This window comes from Streptomyces niveiscabiei (assembly GCF_001419795.1).
GTDB classification, from domain to species: Bacteria; Actinomycetota; Actinomycetes; order Streptomycetales; family Streptomycetaceae; genus Streptomyces; species Streptomyces niveiscabiei.
The window spans coordinates 1-4498 of record NZ_LIRL01000922.1 but is presented as its reverse complement, the minus strand read 5'-3'; the positions used below and the strand labels follow the sequence as shown (position 1 = coordinate 4498).

Here is a 4498-nt window from a genome sequence, read left to right as displayed (position 1 = left end):
GCTCCCCCGCAGCCCCTCCCCCCGGCGCAGCCGGACGGTGGCGGGAATCCGCAGATGCCGCCGGTCGACCCCCGTACGGGCATGGCCTGGCCGCAGCCCGTGCAGCATGATCATCGGCAGCCGGTGAATCCTGGTGCCGCGCCGCTCGGATATACCGCTGCTGTGGAGCTGTCGTCGGACCGGCTGCTGAACAACAAGAAGCAGAAGGCGAAGAGCAGCAGGCCGGGTGCGGGTGGGTCGCGGTTCAAGCTGGGTGGGAAGAAGGAGGAGGCGGAGCGGCAGCGGAAGCTGGAGCTGATCCGTACGCCCGTGTTGTCGTGTTATCGGATCGCCGTTATTAGTCTGAAGGGCGGCGTGGGCAAGACGACCACGACGACCGCGCTGGGCGCGACCCTCGCGACGGAGCGGCAGGACAAGATCCTCGCGATCGACGCGAACCCGGACGCCGGGACGCTGGGCCGCAGGGTCCGGCGGGAGACCGGGGCGACGATCCGGGACCTCGTGCAGGCGATCCCGTACCTCAACTCGTACATGGACATCCGCCGGTTCACGTCGCAGGCGCCCTCGGGTCTGGAGATCATCGCGAACGACGTCGACCCGGCCGTGTCGACGACGTTCAACGACGAGGACTACCGCCGGGCCATAGACGTGCTGGGCAACCAGTACCCGATCATCCTGACCGACTCCGGCACGGGGCTGCTGTACAGCGCCATGCGCGGCGTCCTGGACCTCGCCGATCAGCTGATCATCATCTCGACGCCGTCGGTGGACGGCGCGTCCAGCGCGAGCACCACCCTGGACTGGCTCTCCGCGCACGGGTACGCCGACCTCGTCGCCCGTTCCCTCACGGTCATCTCCGGCGTCCGCGAGACCGGCAAGATGATCAAGGTGGAGGACATCGTCAGCCACTTCGAGACGCGGTGCCGGGGCGTCGTGGTGGTCCCGTTCGACGAACACCTCGCGGCGGGCGCGGAAGTGGACCTGGACATGATGCGTCCGAAGGTCCGGGAGGCGTACTTCCACCTGGCGTCGCTGGTGGCGGAGGACTTCGTACGCCACCAGCAGTCGCACGGCCTGTGGACGAGCGACGGCAACCCCCCGCCGGTGGCGGCGCCCCCGATGCCGGGCCAGCAGATGCCGGGACAGGGGATGCCGGGCCAGCAGATGCCGGGCCAGTACCCGGGTCAGCCGTACCCCGGCCAGCCCTACCCCCCGCAGGGTTACCCGCCCCAGCAGTGACAGAAGGGCGGCCGGTGTCGGAGAACACCGGCCGCCCTCAGCTTCGTACGACTACTTCTCCTCCGCCGCCGCGACCAGTTCCCGGCACCTCTTCACATCCAGCGCCATCTGCTCCAGCAGCGCTTCCAGCGAGTCGAACTTCGCCTGCCCCCGCACGTACGCGAGGAAGTCGACGGCGACGTGCAGCCCGTACAGGTCGAGCCCCACCCGGTCGATCGCGTACGCCTCGACCGTCCGCGTCGTGCCGTCGAACTGCGGGTTGGTTCCGACGGAGATCGCCGCCGGCATGGCTTCGCCGTCCGCGTGCAGCCACCCCGCGTACACCCCGTCCGCCGGGACGGCGGTGTGCGGGAGCGTCTCGACGTTCGCCGTGGGGAAGCCCAACTCCCGCCCCCGGCGCGCCCCGTGGACGACGACGCCCTCGACCCGGTGGGGCCGCCCGAGGATCTCGCCCGCGCCCTCGATGTCCCCTTCGGCGACGAGCCGCCGCGTCAGCGTGGACGAGAACGGCTGACCGCCGCCCGCCTCCCCGGCGACGAACAGATCGACGACCTCGACCTCGAAGTCGTACACGGCACCCTGCTCGACGAGGAACTCCACGTTCCCCGCGGCCTTGTGCCCGAACCGGAAGTTGGGGCCCTCGACGACGGCGCGGGCGTGCAGCTTGTCGACGAGGACCTTGACGACGAACTCGGCCGGCGAGAGCTTCGAGAACTCGGTGGTGAACGGCAGCACCAGCACCGCGTCGACACCGAGCGAGGCCATGAGGTCGGCGCGCCGGTGGTGGGGCGCGAGCAGCGGCGGATGGCTGCCCGGCCGCACGACCTCACTGGGGTGCGGGTCGAACGTGACGACCACGGCCGGCACCCCCAGCTCCCGCGCCCGCTCCACCGCGTGCCGGACGATCAGCTGGTGGCCGCGGTGGACTCCGTCGTAGGAACCGATGGTGACGACGCTGCGCCCCCAGTCCTGGGGGATGTCCTCCAAGCCACGCCAGCGCTGCACTGTGACCGCTCCTCGAACCCGTGTCCGTACCGACTCATGGAATTACGCAACCCTAAGGGTGCCATGTCCGGCGCCGCCCGCTCTCATCGGCATCGGCGCTGTGACGGGGCGCACGTGGTCATACGGGGACGCCCGCCCCCGCGAGGTTCTCGATCATGCGGCGCGCGCCGGGGCCGACGACCGTCGCCCACTCCTGCGGGGCCTCGCCGATCCAGGCGGCGACCCGCGCGGCGAAGCCCGGCACGTGCCGGCCGAGGTCGACGAGACCGCGGTCGAAGCGGGTCGCGCCGTCGGGGGTGCGGACGAGGAGGCGGCCCGCGCGGTGGACGAGGTCGCGGGAGCGGTGGTGGGCGGCGGCGTGCAGGAAGGACGTGAGGACGGCCGGGTCCTGCTCGTGGGCGAGGAGGAACTCGCGGAGTTCCGTCCGCAGGGGTGAGCCGTCCGGCGTCGCGAGGACGTCGGCGAGCGCGGACCTCACCTCCTGCGCGGACGCCGTCAGCAGCGCGGTGACCAGGGGGTGGAGTACGGGTCTGGCGGGCGGGCCCTGTCGCAGTCTCACCTCCACGTACGCGGCGACCGCCCGCGCCGTCTCCGGTCGGCGTTCCACCGTCTCCCGCACCATGATCGCGATGCGGCGGGCGAGGGGCTGGGCGGTGACCTCGGCGAGCGCGCGCAGCGTCGTCGTCGGGTCCGTGTCGGGGCGGGCCAGGCGGGTGCGGAAGGCTTTCAGGACCGGTTCCGTGTGGGTCCTCAGCGCCGGGAGCAGGGCGGTGGGCGGGAGTTGGGGGTCGGCCGCCGTGAAGTGGGCCAGGGTCTGCGGGAGATGGGCCGTGCGGATTCTCGGGTCCTGGACGAGGAGGCCCAACGCGCCGCCCTGGAGCGGGGGTTCGGTCAGGAGTTCCTCCGCCGCGTACCTCAGGAGGTCGCGGTCCGCGTCCGTCGTCACGTGCGGGGCGGCTCGCAGGCCGTACGAGACGGCCGCGACCCTGCGGGCCGGGCGCGTGTCCCTCGCCCAGCGGTCGACCGCCCGGCACACGGCCGAGGGTTCGTCCTCCGCGAGGGCGCCGAGCAGTTCGTCCGCCCTGTGGTGGCCGCAGCCGACGAGGACGTCCGTGAGGTCGTCCAGTGCCCGGTCGCGGTACGCGTACAGCAGTGCCTGCGCCGCCGCCGCGACCGTCGCCTCCGGGGCGCCCGGTAGAGGGCGGTCGTCCTCGAACCACAGGGTGAGGTGGGGTTGCACGGTCCCCGCGTCCGCCGCGAGCAGGGTCGCGACCGCGTCCAGGTAGCGGGGCGCCGACGTCTCCCCCGGGGGCGGGTCCGCTCGCAGGAGGTGGCGCAGGAGGGTGAAGAGAGGGGCCGGGGGGAGGTTCAGGGACGTCCAGAAGGACGGGAGGAACGTCGTGGGCCGTAGCGTTCCGCGCGCCACCACGTGGTCCGCCAGCGCGTGCAGGACGTCCAGGTACGGGGTCGCGTCCGGGACCCTCAGGAGGGTCTCCGTGAGGAGACGCGCGGGCCACCACGCGTCCGGGGTCTCGTCCAGCGCCCGCGTCAACTTCCGTAGGTGCGACGCCAGTTCCGCCGGGCCCTGCTGCCTCGCCACCAGCAGCAGGGACTGGACGACCGGGCCGATACGGTGGTGGGGCACCGGGACCAGGTGTGTGCCGCGGGGGCGGTGGGCCAGTGACCTCAGCGCCTCCTCCAGGTCCAGGTGCATGCCCTGGATCCAGTCCGCGAGTTCCTCGTGCGCGAAGCGGTAGCCCGTGCCGGCCGGGACGATCAGGCCCTCCGCCAGCACTGCCGAGGCCCAGCCCGTCACTCCGCCCGGCCTGCCCGGTACGTGTCCCCAGGGGAACACCTCCTCGAACGCGGTCCTGTCCAGCTCGCCCTGGCCCGGGCCGAGGCTTCTTCTCGCGGCCTCGTGGACCTGGCCGGAGACCCGTGCGGCCAGCCGCCTCACGTCGGTTCCCCGGAGGGTGTTGCCCGCTGCCAGCCGTACCGCGATACGCAGGCACATCAGGTCCAGGTACGCGGCGAAGATGTCCTCCCTCTCCGCGTTCGCCGGGGGCGGGACGTCGGGGAGGGCCGCGCGGATCTCCGAGAGCAGGCGGATGCTGAGGGGGTGGCGTACGGCGTTGGGGGCGAGGGCGAAGGCGGGAACCCGGTAGCGGGCGCGGGCGATCTCGGCTTCACCTGCCGTGAACTCCCCCAACTCGACACGCTCCGGCAGACCTCCTTCGCCCCCGCCGCCCCTACC

1 protein-coding gene and 2 pseudogenes are annotated in these 4498 nt (G+C 72.4%); 1 reads left to right on the top strand and 2 read right to left on the bottom strand.

What is annotated here, in order from left to right; translation table 11 throughout:
• A pseudogene (locus tag AOK24_RS36990) lies at positions 1 to 1236 on the top strand (MinD/ParA family ATP-binding protein); the annotation flags it as partial.
• Positions 1237 to 1290: 54 nt separating this feature from the next.
• On the opposite strand, the gene AOK24_RS36985 reads toward AOK24_RS36990, so the two are convergent.
• Together AOK24_RS36985 and AOK24_RS36980 are read right to left on the bottom strand one after the other, a co-directional pair.
• A complete protein-coding gene (locus AOK24_RS36985; RefSeq protein ID WP_055724324.1) occupies positions 1291 to 2244 on the bottom strand; it encodes a bifunctional riboflavin kinase/FAD synthetase in 954 nt (317 codons plus the stop codon).
• Between the two features lie 118 nt (positions 2245 to 2362).
• Positions 2363 to 4498, bottom strand: a pseudogene (locus tag AOK24_RS36980) (hypothetical protein); the annotation flags it as partial.